The organism is Balneolaceae bacterium (assembly GCA_034521445.1).
Classification (GTDB): domain Bacteria; phylum Bacteroidota; class Rhodothermia; order Balneolales; family Balneolaceae; genus JAXHMM01.
In genome coordinates this window covers 666,188-688,315 of the sequence record JAXHMM010000006.1, presented here as the reverse complement: position 1 = coordinate 688,315, position 22,128 = coordinate 666,188, and the positions used below count along the sequence as shown (strand labels likewise).

The following is a 22,128-nucleotide window of genomic DNA, read 5'->3' as shown; positions in this document are numbered from 1 at the left end:
TCGAATTCCAATAGCAGTCATAATAAAGTATATCATGAAACAGGTAAGCAATTTTCAGGCGGTACTCGCAGGGGCACTGATGCTCATCCTCGCTGGCTGCACCGCGCCGGGCGACAACAGCCCAAACGGCCAGGCGGGTCCCGGCGGGACGGGCGACTTTCCCGGGGGCGAGATCGTAGACCTCTCCTACGCCTATAACGACTCCACCGTCTTCTGGCCCACCGCCGGCGAATTTGAGCTGACGGTGGATTCCGAGGGCATGACCGAGGCCGGCCACTTTTACAGCGCAAACTCCTTCAGCATGGCCGAGCACGGAGGCACGCACCTGGACGCCCCCTATCACTTTTACGAGGAGGGGATCACCATGGACCAGATCCCCCCGGAGCAGCTCATGGGAGAGGGCATCGTGGTGGACGTGAGCGATTCGGCCCTGGCCAACCCCGACTACCGGGTGCAAATCTCCGATTTTCAGGCCTGGGAACAGGAGAACGGGCAGATTCCCGCGGGAGCCATCGTTATCGTGCGCACCGGCTACGGGCAGTTCTGGCCTGACCGCGAGCGCTACATGGGCACCGCCGAACGCGGGCCCGATGCGGTGGCCGACCTGCACTTCCCGGGCCTGCACCCCGAGGCGGCCGAATGGCTTACCTCCGAACGCGACATCAAGATGCTTGGCCTGGACACTCCCAGCCTCGACTACGGGCAGTCCACCGACTTCCGGAGCCATGTGATCCTGGCCAGCCACGACATTGCCGGACTGGAGAACCTGGCCAACCTGGAGCGGTTGCCGTCGCAGGGCTTCCGGGTCATCGCCCTGCCCATGAAAATCGAGGGAGGCAGCGGGGGACCCGTCCGCGTGCTGGCGATACTGCATGACACGGAGTAGCCCTTGAAAGCAGGTCCCGGGCATAAACCGGGGGCTTCCCGTTCGCATATTCAATAAAATCAGGGGAATCCCGTTGTTACTATAGAGAACGTGTTTTTTTACCATGTCAATCCAGATTTCGCAATCATGAAATTTCATCGCTCTTCCCGCATCACCCTTCTCATCCTGCTCGCCGCATTCATGGTACCGCTCTCATGTTCGGACCTGACCAACGTAGAGGAACCCTCCGGTACTACGCCGGAATCCGAGGCCGTCGAAGCCGAAATCACGGCGAAGGAGGATGACAGCACCGCAACCTTCAAGGCGGAGGCCAGCATGGAGCATTCCGACCAGCCGCTTTACATCGTGGACGGCGTCAGGATGTCCGTATCCAGCGGTAACATCGAAAAAGGAGAGAATCCGCTGAGTGAGCTCGACCCAAAAACCATCGAGTCTATTGAGGTGCTCAAAGACGCAGCTGCCGCCTCCATCTACGGTGCGCAGGCACAAAACGGCGTAGTCAAAATACGAACCAAGGGAAATAAGAAGGACGGGTCTGACCAGGAGGGCTGACATCCCACCCTGGAGCCGTTTCCCGGCAACCGTAACACGGAGGGACCTTTTTTCGTGCTATAAGCAACCCCTACCCAAATCCCACAATCTATGTTCGTTGCCATAGTCGTTCTCGCCACCGGCATCCTGACCGCAGGCCTCCTCTTCGGCATGATCTACTACGGTATGAAGAACCAGCGGAAACTGCAGAAGATGGAGTCCCACCTTGGATCTTCCAGCGCCAGACTCCAGGAACGCACTGATCAGCTGGTCGACTACCTCGAGCAGAACCGCGAGCAGCAGGATCAGATTGTACAACGCCTCCAGAACCTGGAAACCATCGTGACCAGCGAGGCATGGGACGCCATTCAGTCCGGCGAGGATCTCAGCGAACAGCCCTACCTTCTGAAGGACGTTGAACCGGAGCAGCCGGATCCCTCCGAGAAGGTCGAGCGTATGGCACGTCGGACCAAATAGTCTTTGTACCCACCTACCCATCCCTGACATGAAAGCCGACGACCTGCAGGAACATCCCGAAGGGGGACGCTTTCAGGAAGTATTCCGCTCCAACGTCACCGTATCGCGCATCGGGCCTGGCGGCGAAACGGGCTCCGCAGATAGTCGCACCCGCGCCGCCCTCACCCACATCTATTTCTCCCTGGAATCCGGGGAGGTCAGCGCCTTTCATAAAGTGGCCTCCGACGAAGTCTGGAATCTTTACCGCGGGCAGGGGTTGAAGCTTCATGTTTGGGATGGTACTCACACACCACCCGAGACGCATATTCTCTCCCGCGATTCAGGCCACTTCTGCGAGGTGGTGCCCGCAGGCTGCTGGCAGGCGGCTGAACCCCTCTCCGGAACCGTCCTTGCAGGCTGTACGGTGGCACCCGGATTCGAGTTCGAGGATTTTGAGCTGATGGAGACAGGCTCCGAGGAGGCCCGCCTGCTTGCCACCCTGTCGAATGGCTGGGACCGCTTTCTTTCCTGATCGGCTGACCCGCCCATAACACTGGAGGTGGTTTTTCGTACCCCTTCAACTCATGCCACGACTGGCATACCCTCATTCTGCCGAATCCATTTTTACACCATGAGCGGACTCAAGAAATTCCTGATCGGCGCGGGCCTTTTCATCCTTCTGCTAACCCTTGCCGGCTGGCTGCTCCTTGGGGTCTACGTCTTCCCCGGCCAGGAGTCCCACAGCGGACAGACGGCCCTGGTAAACGGCAACTTCCTCACCATGGCGGCCGACACGCCCCATGTGGTCACCGACCGGGCCCTGCTGATTGAAAACGGCACCATCCACGGCTTTGTGCCGTCGGGTGAGCTCCCGGAGCAGGCCGAACGTGTAGACCTGCAGGGCGGCTGGGCCACGCCCGGACTTTTCGACCTGCACGTACACCTGGGCGGTGTTCCCATGGCTGAGGGATACGGCGTGCCCGCCATGATCCTGGAGTATGCGCGGCAGTTCCGCAATACGCGCAAGAAGTTTCTCCGCTATGGTGTGACCTCCATCACCTCCCTGGGCGATATGCATCCGATGACCATGAACATGCGCGACCGCCTGCGGTCCGGTGAGCTGGCGGGTCCTCGACTGCGGGTGGCCGGCCCCACCCTCACGGCTCCAGGCGGGCACCCGGTCAGTACCATTTACCGCGGCAGGCAGCGCCTTATTGAATCGGCGGCCCGGCAACTGGCCCATCCCGACAGCGCCCGGCAGGTGGTGGACAACCTCGTCGAAGACGGGGTGGACCTGATCAAGATTATCTACACGGCCGGCCGCAACGACACCCTCCCCCGTATGAAGTACCCGGTAATGGAAGCCATTGTCGATCGCGCGCACCGCCACGGCAGGAAGGCGGTAGTGCACGTGGACACGCGCAAAGACCTGGCCGACGCCATACGAGCCGGTGCCGACGGGGTGGAGCACCTGGCGATCGGACCGGGCAGGGAGGCCGACAGCCTGCTGACGGCAATGGCCGAACGAGAGGTGGTGCAGGTTCCCACCCTGGCGGTCATGGATTCCTTCATGGACGAGCAGCGCATGGACAGCGTGATGAGCCACTTCACCCGCTGGCTGGATCATGATATACCCATCGCCCTGGGCACCGACGCCGGTAACATCCCCGCCGGAGAGAGTGTCTACCGCGAGCTTGCGCTGTACGAGGAGGCGGGCATGTCGACGTACGACGCCCTGCAGTCGGCCACCATCAACGCCGCCCGGCATGCGGGCGTGGCGGACCAGTTGGGCAGCCTGGAGGCCGGTAAAAAGGCGGACATCGCGGTTTTCCGGCGCCATCCACTGGAGCAGCTGGGAGAACTATCCGCCCCCGCCATGGTGTTCAAAGGTGGGATACGTCCCCTGGCCGAATAGGCACATTCATCTAAGGCTATGAATCAACGGATGCAGCCGGTCATGACGGACACCGTGCCCGAAAGAACACCGGGGTCTGGAAACGTCACTTCCTGACCTTCAGCAGTTAAATCCGGAACGTTGGATATCCCATCGGCATTTAGGGTCCCCACGATGCGCCCGGGATTTTCTCCCACGCATCGCGACTCACAACCTAATCCTTGAGCTCGATGCCTGCACTAATTCAATCGGACCGCTTGGCTGTGCGACACGTTCTTTTCAGCAGTTGGACGGTCTTCCTGCTGCTGGTTCTGGCCGTTTCCCTGCCGGCTGCCGCCCAGAATACAGGAACGCTCGCCGGATACGTAACCGATGCCCAGACCGGCGAAACCCTACCGGGCGCCACCGTGGTATTGGAAGGCACGACGCAAGGGGCCGCTGCTGATTCCAGCGGATATTTTCTCATAGAGAACATATCTCCTGGATCCTACACCGTCACCGCCAGTTTCGTAGGGTACCAATCGGTGTCCCGATATAATGTGACCGTCAATTCCGGCGGAAATCCCGATCTGAATTTCCAACTCAAGCCGGCCGTCAGCGAGCTTGGCCAGATTTCGGTTTCGCCTGACCCCTACGACCGCCCCCCGGAAAATCCCCTCTCCCGCCGGGAGCTCTCCCAGGTGCAGATCACCTCCTATCCCGGGGGTAACAATGACATTGCCAAGGTGGTACAGTCGCTACCTGGTGTCTCGGGCTCGGTGGCCGGATTCCGTAACGACGTCATCATACGGGGCGGGGCGCCCAGTGAAAACGTATACTACCTTGACGGCATAGAAATCCCTGTCATCAACCACTTCGCTACCCAGGGGAGTGCCGGGGGACCCGTGGGATTGCTTAACGTGTCATTTTTCGAGGGTGTGAGCCTGAGCACCAGTTCCTTCCCGGCCAAATACGGTAATGCACTTTCCGGCGTGCTGCAGTTTAACCAGCGAGAAGGCAACGCGCGCCAGCTCGACGCCAACCTCAGGGTGGGAGCCAGTGAGACGGCCTTGACGGTGGAGGGACCCCTTTTCACGCCTTCCGGTGAGTCCTATTCCAAAACCACCTTTATCGCATCCGTCCGGCGCTCCTACCTGCAACTTCTTTTCCAACTCATCGACCTTCCCTTCCTGCCGGACTATTGGGACTACCAGTACAAGCTAAACCATAAGATCGACGCCTACAACGAACTCAATGTCACCGGCGTGGGCTCGGTTGACGACTTTCGCATCAACAAGCCTGACAACATCACACCGGAGCAGCAGGCCACTCTCGACCAGGTGCCCATTATCAAACAGTGGAGCAGCACCGGGGGCATAAGCTGGCGACACCGTTTCCGCAACTACGACGGCTACCTGCTTTCCAGCCTGAGCACCAGCGCCTTCGACAACGCTTTCAGCCGCTACCGTGACAACGCGAACCAAGAGGGTCTTATTCAGAACACCGAGAGCCGCCGCTGGAACAACACTCTCCGCAGCGAATACAACCGTTTTATTGGACCCTGGACTGTCAACGCAGGCTTCATGGCAGAAAACGTCAGCTACCGCTCGAGCAGCTTTCGCAGCTCTGACGAGGTGTCTTTCACGAGTAACTTCAACTACTGGCGCTACGGACTGTTCGGGCAGGTCACCCGCGAATGGATGCAGGGGCGACTGACGGCCTCCGTTGGAGTTCGGACGGACGGCAACAGCTTTACCCGCGGAGGCGCCAATCTCTGGGAAACGCTTTCCCCGCGTGTGGCTCTTTCGTACGAGCTGGACCCGGAGAGCCGATGGGAGGTCAATGCCTCGGTCGGGCGCTACTACAAGCTGCCTCCCACTACTCTTCTGGGCTACCGGGAAGAGGGACACTTTGCGAACAGGGACGCTGACTACATCCGCAGCGATCATTACGTGGCCGGCATAGGATTTACTCCCCGCAGGTCGACCGAGTTCTCCCTGGAGGGTTTCTACAAGCAATACTCCGCCTACCCGGTATCCACTGCTGACGGCGTCTCCCTGGCCAACCTCGGAGCAGACTTTGACATCTTCGGTAACGAGGCGGTACGCAGCGAGGGGAAGGGACGCGCCTACGGTCTTGAATTTACCGTACAGCAAAAACTGCGGTCCAATCTCTACGGCATCCTCGCCTATACCCTCTACCGGAGCGAATTCACCGGGCTGGAATCTGACAATTATCTCCCTTCACGATGGGACAACCGCCACCTGCTCACCTTTACCGGCGGGTACCAGCTTCCACGCAACTGGGAAGTCGGAGCGAGGCTCAGAATCCTTGGAGGCGCACCCTACCCGGAACTGGATCGGGAAGCGAGCGAGGAGAGCTATCCCCGTCTGAAGTTTAACTACGGCAACCTGGGTGATCAGCGGCTGGATGTGTACAATACCCTCGACGTCCGCATTGACAAGAAATGGAATTTCAACCGCTGGTCGCTGAATCTATATTTCGAGGTTTCCAACGTTTTGGGCAGCAATCTCCCCAATCCACCCGAGTACGGCCTTGCCCGAAATACCGACGGATCGCCCGTTGTACCGCGGCAAATCGTGCCCATCGAGAATGTGGACAACTCCAGTACCCTTCCCACACTGGGCTTGGTCGTCAACCTGTAGGCATGCCCATTCCACCCTGCCTGCCTTCACTTGCCATTTCCCACCCAGTTGGTAACTTGTGGCCAGTACCGATATTCGGCCCGAGACCTTAATCACGCCGCTGTAACAGGGACCCGACCTGCCAACATGACCGATTTCCTGCCTTCCCTTCGACATTTTCTTTCCCTCCTGACCATCGCCGCCCTGGCGGCAGTTCAGGGCTGCGCGCCGCAAGGTCCCGCCAACATCAGCTCACCCGACGGACAGGTGCAGCTCACCTTTTCGCTGCAGAAGGGCGTTCCCGTCTACGAGGCCAGCTACAAGGGGGTGTCCTTCCTTCGGCCCTCCCGCCTGGGCCTGGACTTCATGGACCAACCGGCCCTCGACTCCGCCTTCACCATTACCTCCATCCGCGTGGATCGCCGGGACACCACCTGGGCATCTCCCTACGGGACTGCCGACAGCGTACGCAACCGATACCGGCAACTCACCGTGGAGCTTCGCGAGCTGGCAGATCCCGGACGCACCCTCCAGCTGCAGTTCCGGACCTATGACGAGGGACTGGCGTTTCGTTATATAGTTCCTGAGCAGCCGGACCTGGACAACCTGACCGTCCGCGAGGAGCTCAGCACCTTTCGCTTTGCATCCGACTACACGGGCTTTGCCATGCGCCGTTCGGGATTCGGTGACAACTACGAAGGATTCTACCGGCCGCGCAGGCTCAGCCAGATTGCCCCCGATTCGCTGACCGCCATGCCCCTGACCCTGGAGCTGCGCAACGGTTGGGCCGCCCTCACCGAGGCTGCCCTCACCGGCTACGCGGGCATGTCCCTTACCGGATCGCCCGACCGTCCGGCCACCCTGCGCGCCGCCCTTGCGCCCCTGCCCGGTGAAGAGAGCGGCGGGGCCAAAGCACGTGTGTCCGCACCCTTCCGTACCCCCTGGCGTACGGTGTTGCTGGCCGACCGAGCCGGAGAGCTTGCCACTTCCCACCTGGTGCAAAACCTCAACGAGCCGAGCCGTATCGCCGACACCTCCTGGATCCGTCCCGGGCAGATTATCTGGCCCTGGTGGAACGGCCGCATTGCAGGCGATCTGCCCCTCAGCGGGGAGCCCGGCACGTCGGTCATGAAGTACTACATCGATTTCGCGGCCGAGCACGACATCTCTGCCCTGCTGGTGGACGCCGGCTGGTACTCCCTGGAGGGCGAAGCGTGGCGCTCCCCCGAGGAGCAAAATCTGCTGACGATGGAGGAGACGCGCGCCGGCCATTACGACGTACAGGAGGTCATCCGCTACGGCAGCGAAAAGGATGTGGACGTGCATCTATGGGTGCACCTGAATTCCCTGGCCGGGCAAGCAGAGGACATACTCTCCACCTGGGCCCAATGGGGCGCCGCGGGCATCAAGGTCGACAGCTACGGGGGCGACCACCAGGAGCTGGTGGACGATCTGCAGGAGATCGTGCGCATCGCGGCCCGGCATGAGCTTATGGTCAACTACCACGGAGCCTACAAGCCCACCGGCTGGGAGCGCACCTGGCCCAACTTCATGACGAGGGAGGGCGTCTTCGGGCTGGAGCAGTCCAAGGGATCCCCCCGCCCGGACGCCACCCACAACGTTATTCTTCCCTATACGCGCATGGTCGCCGGAGCCATGGACTACACGCCCGGCGCCTTCGATCTGGACGGTACACCGGAACATCCGAAGCATGTACAGACTACCCTCGCCCACCAGGTGGCGATGTATGTGGTCTACTACTCCCCCCAGCAGATGCTGGTAGACTATCCGGACGCCTACCGCTCCCGTCCCGGTCCCTTCCGCATTGTGAGGAATATCCCCGCGACGTGGAGCGAATCCCGCTTCCTGGACGGGCGGCCGGGCGAATACGTGGTTATGGCGCGGCGCAGCGGACATACCTGGCACCTGGGCGCCATGACGGGCAACGAAGGGCGTACCGTGCAAGTGCCTCTCGACTTCCTGGAGGAGGATGTCAGCTACCGGGCGCGCAGCCTGATGGATGGTTCCGACGCCGACGCGGACCCCTCATCGGTGACCATGGCCGACGGCAGGTACAGCTCCCGGGACACCCTCAGCCTGGTACTCGCCGGATCAGGCGGGGCGGCCATCCGGTTCTGGCCCTCTTCCGGGGACAGATAGTCTGACTGGCCGGCGGCTTACCAACAGCCGCGAAACAGGGAACAACGGGACGGAACGCTGGTAAAGAGGGTTCCGGTTGGATGAATACGATTATATTCGTCATTTAATGAATGGATCTATGGACAACGACAAGGAAGCCGTAATGAAGGCCTGGCGCAAGGGATCCGACGCCCTCGAGGAGGGCGACTGGGAGACCTACCAGGATTACTGGGCCCATGCCGACTACATACAGGCCATTCACCCCAAGGAGAGACAGTGGCTTACGGGCTGGGAGAAGGTGGGGCCCGGCTACAAGCATCTCATCGAAGAGGGCGGCGAATGGTCGGCCGAGGCGGTGCTGGTTTCCCTGCGGGTTTCCGAGGGCGGCACCATGGCGTGGCTGACCAGCAAGATAACCATCACCGTAGATGAAGAGATGGAATTCGAATCGTGGCAGACCAGCATTTTTGAGAAGCTGGGCGGCGAATGGAAGCTGGTGCTGGGACACGCAAGCAACCTGACCGGGTGAATGCCGGTGAACGCGCTGGAACTGAAAATACCGCCCGGTCTCGTATTGCTGGCTTTCCTGGGCGGAATGTGGGGATTGGCAGAGTTCACGCCGGGATTCCACCTGCCTGACGCTTTCCGCCGGGCCGCCACCCTAGCCTGCCTGCTGGGCGGTGCCGGTTTCGCCTTCGCAGCCGTGTTCTCTTTTCAGCGCAAAGGGACCACCGTCAATCCACTGGAGCCCGAAAAGGCTTCCAACCTGGTGACTTCCGGCGTCTTTAATATCACCCGAAATCCCATGTATCTGGGACTCGCCCTTTTCCTGCTCGCCGCGGTATTCAAATTCTCCAACGCCTACACCCTGGCGGGTCCCATCGGCTTCGTGCTCTACATGAATGCCTGGCAGATCGACCCGGAAGAGCATGCCCTGGAAGAGCGGTTCGGGCAGGACTACCTGGATTACAAGGAACGGGTGCGCCGATGGTTATGACCCGAATGTCCAGGTGCAACTACTCTCCATGAAGAAGGCTGCCGCCATTCATGGCTGAGCAGATGTCTTGCATCTTTGCCAAAGCCGGGCCAAATTACGGAATTCAACGGCCACCACACTGCCAGCAGTCGTGACCGCACCCATTGTAATCTTCGATCTGGCCGGCAACGAGATGGGACTGGTGGCGATGGAGGGTGACCGGGCAAACAGAAAGACGAACGGGGGGAGACAATCCCGATTTTACTCACATATCGACATGAAACCCAGTACCCGCGATATTGAAGGGCGTCTCCGCGAGGGCAAGCCCGTTTTTTCAGCCACCTTCAATCTGAGGGTAAAACAGTACGATGAGGACTTCCACAGCCTCAACGACCGCATCGACGAGATTGCCAAGGACAGCCCGGGGTACCTGGGCAAGGAGTACTGGGCCAATGACACCGAAAACACGGAGTCGGTGATCTACTACTGGGAAAGCCTGGAGACCCTGAAGGAATTTTCCAACCACCCCGACCACCAGGAGGCAAAGCGCAACTACCAACGCTGGTACAGCGGCTACGAGATTATCGTCTCACGCGTACTGAGCCACCGATCGGACGGGGGACTTTGAATCCACAGTACCCATCATCATGAAACACTATTTGCTTATCCTCGCTTTTGTATTGTTGGCCGGCTGCGGATCGAAGACTGACCCCCCTTCCGGGGCATCTCAGGGTGATAACGCAATTCTGCCCGGCATGCCCGACACACTCCAGGCCGAATCCATCCTGGATGTCCGGGAAAATGAAGAAATCGCAAATCCCACGCGCCTGGCAGCCACCGACGGGGGATTCGCCCTTTATGATGCCGGCACGGGCATGGTGAACATCTATTCGGAGGAGGCTGAGCTCACCGCCTCCTTCGGCGGCAGGGGCCGCGGTCCGGGAGAGTTCCAGTCGGTCTCCGCCCTCGCCTACCGCAACGGCCTGGTGCTGGTGTCTGACAGCGATCTGCTCCGGCTTACCTCCTTTGGACAAAACGGCAATGTGGAACGCACGGTGGACCTCGAAGCCGCTCTCTACGCCATCGATACCGGGATTCTTTCCTCTCAGTCCTTCCTCGTTCCCACCAACGGGCAGCAGGAAAGTCTGGCCCTATATGTCGACCGTGAAAACGGCAGCGAGTTCAGGTTTGGCGAGCCCGTCGTCGAGGCGCCCGGCGTGGCCGATTTCAACAGCTGGCAGAAGGACCTGTCCTCAGGCACCGTACCGGATTTTTTCCGTAACCGCGTCGCCGTTTCGGGACGCGACTCGCTGCTATACCTCTTCCTGCAGACCGAGGGTGTGCTGAGGCAATACGACAGCGGGGGCAATCTGACCTGGGAGAGACGTTTCTCCGAACGGCCGGAGTTCCGCGACGAGTTCGACCGCTTTGTGGAACAGAACAGGGACAACGAGCCTGGTGAGATGTACATGCTTCAATACGCCTACGAGATGCAACAGACAGACCGTGGCGTCTACCTGTTTCTGCGTATTCCCCCCGCCTATCCACCCACCCTCCTCTTCGTTGACCACAGCAACTCCGGCAGCCGTCTGATCCGGATCGAGGGCATGGACCCGCGTCCCTCCCACTTTTCCATTGCTCCCTCCGGAAACCGCGTCTATTTTCTCAATATAGGCGAGGGGGTGGTCTACCGCACCGATTTGCCGGTGCAAGGTTGAGGCCATATTTGTATCCTTGAACCTTTTCCGAACCATAAAGCATGTCATCCATGATCAAATCCATTTGCGTCTACTGCGGCTCCAACCCGGGCAAAAGCCCTGCATACCGCGAGGGGGCCGTTAACCTTGCCGAAGCCCTGGCACGTGAGAACATAGGTCTGGTCTACGGCGGGGGCAGCGTGGGTCTCATGGGCATTATGGCTGACACCCTTCTCGAGCGGGGCGGCCGGGTTACCGGTGTGATACCGGAGGACCTGGTCCGACGAGAGGTCGGCCACGGGGGACTCACCGAGCAGATCGTGGTGGACTCCATGCACGAGCGCAAGGCGGCCATGGCCGAACGCTCCGACGGATTCATCGCCATGCCCGGGGGACTGGGAACCCTTGAGGAGCTCTTCGAGGTACTGACCTGGGCCCAGCTCGGCATCCACCGCAAACCGGTGGCCATCCTGAACGTTGGCGGCTACTACGACCGGCTCGTCTCCTTTCTGGATCACGGTGTGGAAGAGGGTTTTGTGAAGGCGCCGCACCGAAACATGCTGATGGTGGAGAATAACCCGGATTCCCTCCTGGAGCGCTTCGCTTCCTACCAGCCTCCCGCTGTACGCAAGTGGATGAGCGCCGACCAGACCTGAAGGGTCACCCATCGCATCATCGAGCTTTAATTCGGCACAGCAAGACAGATTAGACCACCACTGTTTTGCCATACCGCACCATATAAAGCATTAATTCCATATTGTATCTATGAATACATACAAACAGGTTATCGGACTCCTGGGCTGGCTTGCTCTCACCTTCGCTGCCGCCGCCCTGGCCGGGCTGGCTTCGGTGGAGGCCGGAACGTTCTACCGGGAGCTGGCGCTTCCGACCTGGGCACCACCGGCGTGGCTCTTCGGACCGGTCTGGACTGTGCTTTACCTCCTAATGGGTGTGGCCGCCTGGCTGATCTGGCGTGAGGAAGGGCACACCCGGCGTCGCAGCGCCCTGGGACTTTTCGTGGTGCAGCTGGGCCTGAATGCCCTCTGGAGCTGGCTCTTCTTCGCCTGGGAATTGGGCGGTCCGGCCTTTTTCGACATCTGCATCCTGCTCATCGTGATCGCGGTCATGCTGAACGCCTTCCGCAGCATTCATCCCCTGGCTGCGGGCCTGCTCGTACCCTACCTGCTCTGGGTGACCTTTGCCTCGGTACTCAACTTCGCCGTCTGGCAGATGAATCCCAGCATGCTGGGCTGAACTCCGCCCGGTCCCCACACTCAGGAACCAGAGCATACACCAACCACTATGAGCAATGACTCAAGCGATACCTGGTCCAGCGGACGACCCGAGGTGGGACAGAAAGCGCAGATGTCCCGGGAGGTCGGCGCTGAAGACATCCGGAAATTCACGGAGATATCCGGCGACCGGAATCCTCTGCACTACGACGAGGAGGCCGCGCGCTCCAGTCGTTTCGGGGAGATCGTCGTGCAGGGCGGCATCACCAGCGCCATCCTCAACGCCGTGGTCGCCCAGGAGCTGCCCGGTCCCGGCACCGTTTTTCTGAACGTGAACTGGAATTTTCGCGCGCCGGTCCGACCCGGTGACCGCATTACCGGCGAGGTGGAAGTGACGGACGTGCGCGACGACAAGCCCATCACCGAACTTCGGACCACGGTGACCCGCGACGACGGCACGCTGGTTCTGGAAGGAGAGGCGCTCTGCTATACCATGCCCCTGGAAACCCGCGAATAGCTGCCAGCCCCGTTACCGAAGACTCACACGCAACGAACCCATAAAACCGCCTGTGGGCAGAGGGGCCACGCCCAACCGAACCTCGGCACGAACGCCGTCACGCAGCAGCTCTTCCTTGGCGCTACGGTAGGTGTCGAAGCGGCGCTCGGCGTCGGTCTTCACCAACAGGGTGGTCACACCGGCCAGCGTGGGCCAGACGAAGGTGTGCAGGCGCTCCTCGCCCAACTCCTTGATAGCCAGGGTGGTGGCGCCGGCGGTGATGATGGTAGTGACGCCCCCGATAATGCGCTCCATGCGCCGCTTTTCGGCCAGCTCGGCAAAGCGGTTGTCCCAGTAAAGGTACTTCCGTCGGATCTGCTCGGGCGTTTCCGAGGGCATCTCCTCAAACTCAAGATAGAGTCGCTCGGTTTCGCTTTTCACCTTGAGGGGAATCAGGCTAACCCCGCCCAGCAGGGCGCCGCCCCCGATGAGGGACCAGCCCACAATCTTCGCGTCGTCCCCCTCACCGAAAGCCAGCGTGGCCGCGCCGCCGACGGCCGAGCCAATACCCAGTCCCAGCAGGATGTGTCCACCGGTACGCCGCATGCACCGGTCGTTGGCCGCCAGGGAACCGAGGCTGTTGTCGATGAGTCCCAACAGCATCTGGTCGCGGCTTTCGGTCAAGGTATCCTGCTGCGCTCCATCCCGGAATTGAGCATGCGCCGGAGAGGCAAATATTGATCCCAGCAGCAGGGTCGCGCAAAGAGTGATAGTTCTAAACAAATAGCTTTTCATATGGTTTTCCCAGGTTGTACCTGTATTCCGTAATTGATGGTTGGCGAGGCCGGTTCCCACCGCACGTCCGGCCCCATTGTTAAGACGAGCATCGTACGATAAAACCAGGCGAATGTATGCAGGGAAAAACCCCATTTTTTGTAAAATTTTCAGCGATGCAGGCAACGGATGGCCCGTCGCGTATTTTAGCCCATTTTCATACTTTCTACCCGAAAACTCTGGTTTTTCTGCCCTACAGGAGGTATACTAGGCGAACTGTTCATCGCGGGCACCCCTGTGAAACCGTAATATACGCACCTGACATCCTCGGGACCCGTGACAGATGGAACATCGACAAGTGTACAGAACCCTTACATGAATATCAGTAACACCCAACGTACCACCTTCCTTCTTATCACCCTGCTTCTGATGCTGGGTGCGGCAGGATGCAAAAGCAGCCAGACGGCCACAGACCGATCCGCCAGTTCCGCCCCCAGCGAGGACCGGATGGAAGAGCTCTACTGGGCGCGCATAGACAGCGCGAGGATGACTTTCTCGCAGGCCGATGTGGATTTCATGATCGGCATGATCGGCCACCATGCCCAAGCCCTTATCATGTCGCGCCTGGCTCCCGAAAACGGGGCCAGCGCACAATTGCAGATCCTGGCGGCCCGCATCATCAACGCCCAGCGCGACGAGATAAACACCATGCAGACCTGGCTGCGGCGCCGCGGGCAGCCTGTTCCCGAAGTTCACATCGATGGACTCAACCTGATGATCCATATTCCGGGCATGGACCACGAGGAGCACGCCGACCACACCAACATGCCCGGCATGCTCTCCCAGGAGCAGCTCGTCGAGCTGTCGGAGGCCAAAGGCACCGATTTCGACCGACTCTTTCTCCGCTACATGATCGACCACCACATGGGCGCCGTCACCATGGTGCGCAACCTGGTGAACACCGACGGGGCCGCCCAGGAAGAAGATGCCTTCCGGCTCGCCTCAGACATACAGGTCGACCAGATTACCGAAATTGAACGCATGAAGCTCATGCTCGAAGAGCTGTCCGACCCGGGCAATCATCCCTGAAGCGGCGTTCACCCACCTAACAGCAAGCCATCAACCAACAAGACCAGCCATGAACCACTTCTCACGCCTCGCAAAAAGGGGCTCTTCCATCACACAACTGCCCCTGAAACTCTGGGCGGGCGCCTTCGTTCTGCTCTTCGGAGTATGGGCCTGCGCCCCCTCCTCCTCTATGCAAGACACCTCTCCTGCAGGATCCTCCTATTCCTCCAGCGTGGTGACCTTTGATCAGGCCGAACGGCCTTCCCCCGATCCCCGCGTGGGACTGGAGGCGGGACTGTTTGACGCCGAGGAGGCCATCTGGAACATGCGGAAAGTGTCGCACACTCCGCCTCCCGAAGGTTTCCTCGGGGTGACCAACTCCGACCTGGCTTTCAAAGACAACTACGCCATCCAGGGTAACTACAACGGTTTCATGGTGTGGGATATCTCCAATCCGGCCTCGCCTGAACTGGTGGTGGATTACCTTTGTCCTGCCTCGCAGAGCGACGTCTCCATCTACGAGAACCTTCTCTTTGTCTCAGGCGAGGGTTACGGTGGACGCCTGGACTGCGGTACGGAGGGCGTGGACCAGGCGGTGAGCCAGGAGCGCCTGCGCGGCATCCGCATCTTTGACGTAACTGACCTGCAGAATCCGCAGTATATCGCCAACGTGCAGACGTGCCGCGGCTCCCACACCCACTCGGTGCTGAAGGACCCGGACGATAACGATAACGTTTATGTCTATGTTTCCGGTTCTGCCTCCGTGCGTCCCGAAGAGGAGCTGCCAGGGTGCGTGGATCTAATGCCGGATGAGGATCCCAGCTCGGCGCTATTCCGCATCGAGGTGATCCAGGTACCCCTGGACAACCCCGAGCAGGCCGCCATCGTGAGCTCTCCCCGCATTTTTGAGGATCTGGTGGACGCCCCCTCACACGGTCTCTCCCCGGCCGACCTGGCTGAAATTGAAGAAGCCCGCCAGCAGGGAGCCTTCGTGGCCGATGTCTTCGGACGTCCCCGCGTGCTCTCCCCCCGTTGGATCCGTCCCCTTCTGGAGCAGGTGGTGGCCGAACGCGGCGGCACCGGCGAGCCCACGGCCGCCGACAGTGCGGCTCTGAGGGAAACCCTCGCCGAACGCATCGAAGCCCAGTTCGGCGGCAACGACGACGAGGAGGATGAGGAGGAAACCATCCAGCGGGGACCCGATCAATGCCACGACATTACGCTCTACCCCGAGATCGACCTGGCCGGCGGCGCCTGCGAGGGCTACGGCCTGCTGCTTGACATCTCCGACCCCGCCAACCCGGTTCGCATCGACGCAGTGGCCGATTCCAACTTCTCCTACTGGCACTCCGCCACCTTCAACAACGACGGCACCAAGGTGCTGTTCACCGACGAGTGGGGCGGAGGAAGCCAGCCCAAGTGCCGCGAGCTGGATCCCTACGAGTGGGGCGCCAACGCCATCTTCACCGTGGAAAACGGGCAGATGAATTTCGAGAGCTACTACAAGCTCCCCGCACCGCAGACCACCCTGGAGAACTGCGTGGCCCACAACGGATCGCTCATTCCCATTCCGGGACGTGATATCATGGTGCAGGCCTGGTACCAGGGTGGCATCTCGATCTTCGACTGGACCGATCCGGAGAACCCCATTGAAATCGCTTTCCACGACCGGGGACCCCTGAGCGCTGAGCAGATGGAAAGCGCGGGCAGCTGGTCGGTCTACTGGTACAACGGCTCCATTGTGAGCTCGGAAATTGCACGTGGACTCGACATCTTCGAGCTGACGCCCAGTGACTATCTCACACAAAACGAGATTGACGCGGCCAACACCGTGCGTCTGGACTACCTCAACGCCCAGGGTCAGCCCAAGTACGTCTGGCCGGCCAGCTTCGCCCTGGCCAAGTCCTACCTGGACCAGCTGGAACGCGGACGCGCCCTGGACATGCAGCGCATCGGTGACCTTCGGCAGCAGATCGCCGAGGCCGAGAACGCTTCCGGCTCCCGCCGCGCTCGTATGTTGCGTGAGCTGGCAGGCGACCTGGAGAGCACTGCGGGTTCTTCGTCCGACGCCACCCGTATTCGCAAGATGGCCGAGGCCGTACGACAGCTCGCCGCCGGTTAAAAACGGCAACGGGCTTCATTTAAAAAGACCGGTTTTGCGGTTGACTTATCCGCGGAACCGGTCTTTTTTTTAGTTCAAACCCATAGCAATACTCCATGAGTGAAATCGATTTCGGCCGGCATAGCGGCGACTATGCCCGGTACCGGCCCGGGTTCCCGGACTTCTTCTATGATCGCCTGGAAACACTTGCTCCTCTCGAGAACGCCATTGCAGCTGATCTGGCAACCGGTCCAGGCGTCATCGCCCTTGAACTGGCACGCCGGGGCAGCCGGGTCACCGGTATCGACGTGGCCCCCGATCAGGTAGCGGCCGCCCGGAAGCTGGCCGCCGAACAGGAACTTTCAGATCGAGCTGAATTCATGGAAGGCAAAGCCGAGGACACCGGACTGGAAGGCGGGGCCTTCGACTTGATTGCCGCAGGACAGTGCTGGCACTGGTTTGACGGTCCCGCCGCACTCGAGGAAGCACGCCGCCTTCTTCGTCCCGGGGGATTGCTTGTCATCGCCTACTACTCCTACCTTGCCCGGCATTCTTCACTGGCCCGGGAAACCGAGGAACTGGTGCACCGCTACAATCCCGACTGGTCCATGTCCGGTTTCTCGGGGCAGTATCCGGCACTGGTGGACGGGGTCATCGAGGGAGGTTTTGACCTGGATGAGCAGTTTTGCTATGATCACGAGGAGGCGTTTACCCATGAAGCCTGGAGGGGACGCATGCGCACCTGCAACGGGGTAGGATCGGGTGGTCTTTCGCCAGGAGAGGTACGGAGTTTTGACGCCGATCTCGCTCGCCACCTCTCAGAGAACCATCCTGAACCGGTCGCCGTGCCGCACCGCGTCTGGTGCGTGGCAGGCAGGAAACCTGGATGACCGCAAAAGAGATTCAGGACCGCTGTCATATTTGCGAATTCACGCAGTTTGGCTATACTTGGTCCGTACTGCCCGTCGAAACGGGAACAAGTATGCACAGGTATGGGGAATCAAGAAGAGACACCGGGACAGGCAGTGGCATCGCAGCAGGAAATAGGAAGCCAAACGGCGGAAAAGCAGGCGTCTGGCCAGCCGGAAAACGGCGATTCTCCATATAGCCTGAATCGGCTGGGTCGGGAACTCGTAAGCGATGTGATCAACGTGGACAGTGGCCTGCCGGGTACGCTCTACGACCTGTTCAAAATGCCTGGTGTAGTCGTCTCTTCCTACTTCGAGGAACCGGGACGTTACATGAAACCCTTCCGCTACGCCCTGTTCCTGGGCGGCTTCTATGTTCTCCTGGCTACAGGGTGGCTGGACATGCAACATATTTTAAGGGAGGCCTTTAGTCAGATTGGCAACGACGCCATGCGGAACGACATGCCCGGAGAAGTAAAGACCTTTCTGGACAACGTTCAAAGGCTGGGAATCCTGCTTTCGACCAAATACCTCTCGTTGAATCTCATATTTCTCATGGCACCGTCCCTGGCCGTGACCAGTTACCTGATGTTTCGCGGTACCAAAAGAAAGTTCGTACAGCATGCGGTCCTCAACCTCTATTCCTCAGCCCAGATTATTCTCTTCTCCCTCGCGCCCCTTATTGCCTTGATGGCAGGAGGTGGCAGAAGTGCCACCAGCGATTACATGGGATACGCATTTACCGCTATTGGCATGGTATATTTCATATGGGTATACAAAAACTTTTTTGGTTTGAGATACTCCGAGGATTACGCCAAGTGCGTATTAAGCCTGATTCTCGGCTACCTGCTCTATTTTATTGTTTTGACACTTTTACAGGTTGGAGGAGCTGCCATATGGCAATTCGTGTTGTAGTCATTCAGAATATTTGGAATGAGAAAGTGATTCCAAAACCCTCATGATCCTGCAACAATTTATACTCCGCCTCGAGCTGCTGGAGAAGAGTTAGCACGAGCTTCATGCCAAGAGAGTTTTCGGCAGCTTCAAATGCCATGGCCACACCTGATAATGCTCCCATCGACGTATGGTCCGGCAAGCGTGATCCTTCTGCCAGGCCGGTGACCCTCAAGACCCTGGATCGTTTCGGCTTCAGGGTAAAGAAGTCATTCCATGTGGCACCTCAAAATGAAGAACGGCTGCGTGCGTTCAACGATCGCCTTCTCCGCCGGGGACGCACAGCCCTGTGGACGGTACTAGCCATCTCGGCGCTAATGGTAATTCTGGTCCTGGCAGCCTTGTTGTTATCCTGGTCAGCTGATATCATACTGCTTGTGGTGGGCCTGCTCACATCATGCACAGGAATTGCGGTATACTACTTCCCCTTTGCCACACCGGAAACAATCCGGTGGATAGGACTTAGAGGTCCCATTCGGCTGTCGCGCATCAGCGGTCTGGTGACAGTCCTGCTTGGGCTGGTCGTAGCCCTCATCCTCTGATTCAAACCATACGTACCGCCCATGAAATGGAAATACCTGATCGCCTGGTGCCCCGTCATTCCCATAACCATTCTGAATAGCCTGCTACGGGAATACCTGTTCGCCTTCCTGCTGGACGATCTGACCACCCACCAACTTTCCGGTGTCGCCTTCATCCTCTTCTTCGGAATCTACGTCTGGTATATCCTGCCGTGGCTGGACCTGGGGTCCAAGCGCAAGGGGGTGATGGTGGGATTCTCCTGGGTGGTTCTCACCCTGTCCTTCGAGTTCCTCTTCGGTTATGTCGTGATGGGCTATCCCTGGCCGGGGCTTTTTTACGACTTCAACATCTTGGACGGGCGGCTCTGGCGGGTGGTGCTTATCTGGACCTTCCTGGCGCCGGTAGCGCTCTATACCTTCAGGCAGTCCAACGAACACTTGTAACGCGCCTCGACCCTTTCAATTTTCCGCAGGATCAATCATATTACCCGCCGGTTCAACCCGACCACCCCCAACGAAAGCCCACACATTCTCATGCAACGAACCCTTCGCCGCGCTTCCAACGCCTTGTCCCTGTTCGCCCTGCTGGCCGCTATCCTCTTCACCGCCACCCCTGAGGCCGCCGCACAAGACGCCGATACCCCCACGGTGCCCCTCATCGAAGACGGCCGGGCCCAGGTGATCCCCGCTTTCGACAACCCTGAGGAATGGATACGCCACCACCTCTGGGTGGAAACCGAATTCGACACCGACGGAGACGGCCAGCGCGACCGCGTGCACGTGGACGTCACCCGTCCCGCCCAGACCGAATCGGGCGACCTGAAGCTGCCGGTGATCTACGAAACCAGCCCCTATTACTCCGGCGTGGCCGGGCTGGTGGACAGCATCTTCTGGGACGTACGTCACGAGATCGGCGAGCGGCCGCCTGAGCGTGCCCATCCCGCCCCCATCCGCCACCGCAGCGACCAGGAGATGATTTCCAGCTCCCATGTAGAGACCTGGGTGCCGCGCGGATTCGTGGTAGTGCACTCCTCCTCCCCCGGTACCGGCCGTTCGGAGGGATCGCCTACGGTGGGCGGGGAAAACGAATCGCTGGCGCCCAAGGCGGTCATCGACTGGCTCAACGGCCGTGCACGGGGTTTCACCACCCGCGAGGGCGACGAGCAGGTGGAGGCCTTCTGGGCTTCCGGCAAGGTGGGCATGACCGGCACCTCCTACAACGGCACCCTGCCGCTGGCCGCAGCCACCACCGGCGTGGAGGGACTGGAGGTGATCATTCCCGTGGCGCCCAACACTTCCTACTACCATTACTACCGCTCTCACGGGCTGGTGCGTCACCCGGGAGGCTACCTGGGCGAGGACATCGACGTGCTCTACGATTTCATCCACAGCGGGTTCCCCGAGAGCCGGGCCTACGCCGACTCGGTCTACCGTGACTCCATCATGGCACAGAATCAGGACCGCATTACCGGCGATTACAATGACTTCTGGGCCGGACGTGATTACCTGAACGAGATGGAAAACATGACGGCGGCCCTGTTGATGTCCCACGGTTTCAACGACTGGAACGTGATGCCCGAGCACAGCTACCGGATCTATCGCAAAGCCCGTGAAATGGGCCTGCCCGCACAGATTTACTACCACCAGGGCGGTCACGGAGGATCACCGCCCACGCCCATGATGAACAGGTGGTTCACGCGCTACCTCTTCGGGGTGGAAAACGGGGTGGAAAACGAGACCGACAAGGCACATATCGTGCGCGAGGGAGATGACCGCGAGAATCCGACCGCCTACGCCGACTTCCCCAACCCGGCGGCCTCCCCCGTCACGCTGCGGCTGACCGCCGGCGCACCGCGGCAGGGAGGACTCACCCTGGACGCTCCCGGACCGCAGGGTCGCGAGACGCTGACAGACAACTACTCATTTTCCGGGGAAGCCCTGGCAAAAGCCGAATACACCGACCACCGGCTCATCTACCTGACGCCGGAGCTCACCGACTCGGTACATATCTCCGGGGTCCCCTCCCTCACCATCCGCATGGCCAGCGACGAGGAGGCCGTCAACCTCACGGCCTGGCTGGTCGCCCTCCCCTGGCAGGAGGGGCGCAACACTCAGATCTACGATAACATCATCACCCGGGGCTGGGCCGACCCCCAGAACAGGGGCAATCTCCGGGAAAGCGCCGACCTGATACCGGGCGAGTTCTACGAATTCAGCTTCGAGCTGCAGCCCGACGACCAGGTCATTCCCGCAGGGCAGCGCATCGCGCTGCTGATCTTCTCCAGCGACCGCGACTTTACGCTATGGCCCGAACCGGGCACCCGGCTGACGGTGGACCTGGACGGCACCTCTCTCACCCTTCCCGTGGTGGGCGGCGAGGAGGCCTTTTCAGGCTGGTAGGTGCAGCAAGGGCCGAAGCGATCGGATCTACGACGAGCGCGAGCCGCCCATGAGGGTGCCCACCCCAAGCACGAAACCGAAGTCGTACCATGCGCCGTTGTTGTAGATGGCGTAGATGGCCACGTCGGAGTCGAACAGGGAGATCACAAAGGTGATGGGACAGATAATGCCGTGCCAGAGTCCATACCAGAATCCCAGCGGCTCCTTGACGGCCGCTTCGGCGAAGCCTATGGATTCGGGCGCGCAGCTGGTGAAAAGAAATCCCGTAAGAAGCACCAGCGCCAGGCCGGTCCAGCGGCGCAGCCTGTTTCCCCGGGCGGCCTGCGGCCGCGTTTCGTCGATTCGATTCTTCATGTCGTCGGGCTTTGCGTTGCGGTTGACCTCTACATGCTACGTAAATTTCCGCAGGAAAGGTAGGAGAGACCGCATTTCAGGGATTTCCCTACGCCTCGATCGCCAATATCGTACGAG

At 60.0% G+C, this 22,128-nt stretch carries 23 protein-coding genes; 21 read left to right on the top strand and 2 right to left on the bottom strand.

Annotated features, from left to right (window positions below):
- Nucleotides 1-34: 34 nt before the first annotated feature.
- The 14 genes from U5K31_10540 to U5K31_10475 all read left to right on the top strand — a co-directional run bounded on the left by U5K31_10540 (nt 35) and on the right by U5K31_10475 (nt 12,952).
- The gene (locus U5K31_10540; protein ID MDZ7773156.1) at nt 35-886 is read left to right on the top strand and encodes a cyclase family protein; all 852 of its coding nucleotides are present in this window, start codon (nt 35-37) and stop codon (nt 884-886) included.
- Nucleotides 887-1,012: 126 nt separating this feature from the next.
- A complete protein-coding gene (locus U5K31_10535; GenBank protein ID MDZ7773155.1) occupies nt 1,013-1,438 on the top strand; it encodes a TonB-dependent receptor plug domain-containing protein in 426 nt (141 codons plus the stop codon).
- A 90-nt stretch (nt 1,439-1,528) separates the two neighbouring features.
- The gene (locus U5K31_10530) at nt 1,529-1,894 is read left to right on the top strand and encodes a hypothetical protein (protein ID MDZ7773154.1); all 366 of its coding nucleotides are present in this window, start codon (nt 1,529-1,531) and stop codon (nt 1,892-1,894) included.
- Between the two features lie 28 nt (nt 1,895-1,922).
- Nucleotides 1,923-2,405 (top strand): cupin domain-containing protein, encoded by a 483-nt coding sequence (locus tag U5K31_10525; protein ID MDZ7773153.1) that lies wholly within the window; start codon nt 1,923-1,925, stop codon nt 2,403-2,405.
- Nucleotides 2,406-2,504: 99 nt separating this feature from the next.
- Complete coding sequence (locus U5K31_10520; GenBank protein ID MDZ7773152.1) at nt 2,505-3,788, top strand: amidohydrolase family protein; 1,284 nt, start codon at nt 2,505-2,507, stop codon at nt 3,786-3,788.
- A gap of 242 nt (nt 3,789-4,030) precedes the next feature.
- Complete coding sequence (locus tag U5K31_10515; GenBank protein MDZ7773151.1) at nt 4,031-6,412, top strand: TonB-dependent receptor; 2,382 nt, start codon at nt 4,031-4,033, stop codon at nt 6,410-6,412.
- A 126-nt stretch (nt 6,413-6,538) separates the two neighbouring features.
- Nucleotides 6,539-8,551, top strand: coding sequence for a glycoside hydrolase family 97 protein (locus U5K31_10510; protein MDZ7773150.1), 2,013 nt, complete (start codon nt 6,539-6,541; stop codon nt 8,549-8,551).
- A gap of 118 nt (nt 8,552-8,669) precedes the next feature.
- Nucleotides 8,670-9,059, top strand: coding sequence for a nuclear transport factor 2 family protein (locus U5K31_10505; protein MDZ7773149.1), 390 nt, complete (start codon nt 8,670-8,672; stop codon nt 9,057-9,059).
- The gene (locus U5K31_10500) at nt 9,060-9,527 is read left to right on the top strand and encodes an isoprenylcysteine carboxylmethyltransferase family protein (GenBank protein ID MDZ7773148.1); all 468 of its coding nucleotides are present in this window, start codon (nt 9,060-9,062) and stop codon (nt 9,525-9,527) included. It begins immediately after the preceding gene.
- A gap of 130 nt (nt 9,528-9,657) precedes the next feature.
- A complete protein-coding gene (locus tag U5K31_10495; GenBank protein MDZ7773147.1) occupies nt 9,658-10,134 on the top strand; it encodes a DUF4188 domain-containing protein in 477 nt (158 codons plus the stop codon).
- 127 nt (nt 10,135-10,261) lie between these two features.
- Nucleotides 10,262-11,224 (top strand): hypothetical protein, encoded by a 963-nt coding sequence (locus U5K31_10490; GenBank protein MDZ7773146.1) that lies wholly within the window; start codon nt 10,262-10,264, stop codon nt 11,222-11,224.
- A 50-nt stretch (nt 11,225-11,274) separates the two neighbouring features.
- Nucleotides 11,275-11,859 (top strand): TIGR00730 family Rossman fold protein, encoded by a 585-nt coding sequence (locus U5K31_10485; protein ID MDZ7773145.1) that lies wholly within the window; start codon nt 11,275-11,277, stop codon nt 11,857-11,859.
- 109 nt (nt 11,860-11,968) lie between these two features.
- Nucleotides 11,969-12,457 carry a TspO/MBR family protein gene (locus tag U5K31_10480; GenBank protein ID MDZ7773144.1) on the top strand — a complete coding sequence of 163 codons (489 nt, stop codon included), beginning with the start codon at nt 11,969-11,971 and terminating at the stop codon, nt 12,455-12,457.
- Between the two features lie 48 nt (nt 12,458-12,505).
- Nucleotides 12,506-12,952 (top strand): MaoC family dehydratase, encoded by a 447-nt coding sequence (locus U5K31_10475; protein ID MDZ7773143.1) that lies wholly within the window; start codon nt 12,506-12,508, stop codon nt 12,950-12,952.
- A 12-nt stretch (nt 12,953-12,964) separates the two neighbouring features.
- On the opposite strand, the gene U5K31_10470 is transcribed toward U5K31_10475, so the two are convergent.
- On the bottom strand, nt 12,965-13,615 hold the full coding sequence (locus tag U5K31_10470; protein ID MDZ7773142.1) for a hypothetical protein: 651 nt from the start codon (nt 13,613-13,615) through the stop codon (nt 12,965-12,967).
- Between the two features lie 465 nt (nt 13,616-14,080).
- On the opposite strand from U5K31_10470, the gene U5K31_10465 reads away from it, so the two are divergent.
- From U5K31_10465 to U5K31_10435, 7 genes are all read left to right on the top strand, one after another.
- A complete protein-coding gene (locus tag U5K31_10465) occupies nt 14,081-14,794 on the top strand; it encodes a DUF305 domain-containing protein (protein ID MDZ7773141.1) in 714 nt (237 codons plus the stop codon).
- A 49-nt stretch (nt 14,795-14,843) separates the two neighbouring features.
- On the top strand, nt 14,844-16,895 hold the full coding sequence (locus U5K31_10460) for a hypothetical protein (GenBank protein MDZ7773140.1): 2,052 nt from the start codon (nt 14,844-14,846) through the stop codon (nt 16,893-16,895).
- Nucleotides 16,896-16,990: 95 nt separating this feature from the next.
- Nucleotides 16,991-17,764, top strand: a complete 774-nt coding sequence (locus U5K31_10455; protein ID MDZ7773139.1) for a methyltransferase domain-containing protein — start codon at nt 16,991-16,993, stop codon at nt 17,762-17,764.
- Nucleotides 17,765-17,866: 102 nt separating this feature from the next.
- A complete protein-coding gene (locus U5K31_10450) occupies nt 17,867-18,697 on the top strand; it encodes a hypothetical protein (protein ID MDZ7773138.1) in 831 nt (276 codons plus the stop codon).
- Nucleotides 18,698-18,801: 104 nt separating this feature from the next.
- Complete coding sequence (locus U5K31_10445) at nt 18,802-19,278, top strand: hypothetical protein (GenBank protein ID MDZ7773137.1); 477 nt, start codon at nt 18,802-18,804, stop codon at nt 19,276-19,278.
- A gap of 21 nt (nt 19,279-19,299) precedes the next feature.
- Nucleotides 19,300-19,701 (top strand): hypothetical protein, encoded by a 402-nt coding sequence (locus tag U5K31_10440; protein ID MDZ7773136.1) that lies wholly within the window; start codon nt 19,300-19,302, stop codon nt 19,699-19,701.
- A gap of 90 nt (nt 19,702-19,791) precedes the next feature.
- Nucleotides 19,792-21,657 carry a Xaa-Pro dipeptidyl-peptidase gene (locus U5K31_10435; protein MDZ7773135.1) on the top strand — a complete coding sequence of 622 codons (1,866 nt, stop codon included), beginning with the start codon at nt 19,792-19,794 and terminating at the stop codon, nt 21,655-21,657.
- Nucleotides 21,658-21,684: 27 nt separating this feature from the next.
- On the opposite strand, the gene U5K31_10430 is transcribed toward U5K31_10435, so the two are convergent.
- Nucleotides 21,685-22,011: a hypothetical protein gene (locus tag U5K31_10430; GenBank protein ID MDZ7773134.1), complete on the bottom strand. Its 327-nt coding sequence runs from the start codon at nt 22,009-22,011 to the stop codon at nt 21,685-21,687.
- Between the last annotated feature and the right edge of the window lie 117 nt (nt 22,012-22,128).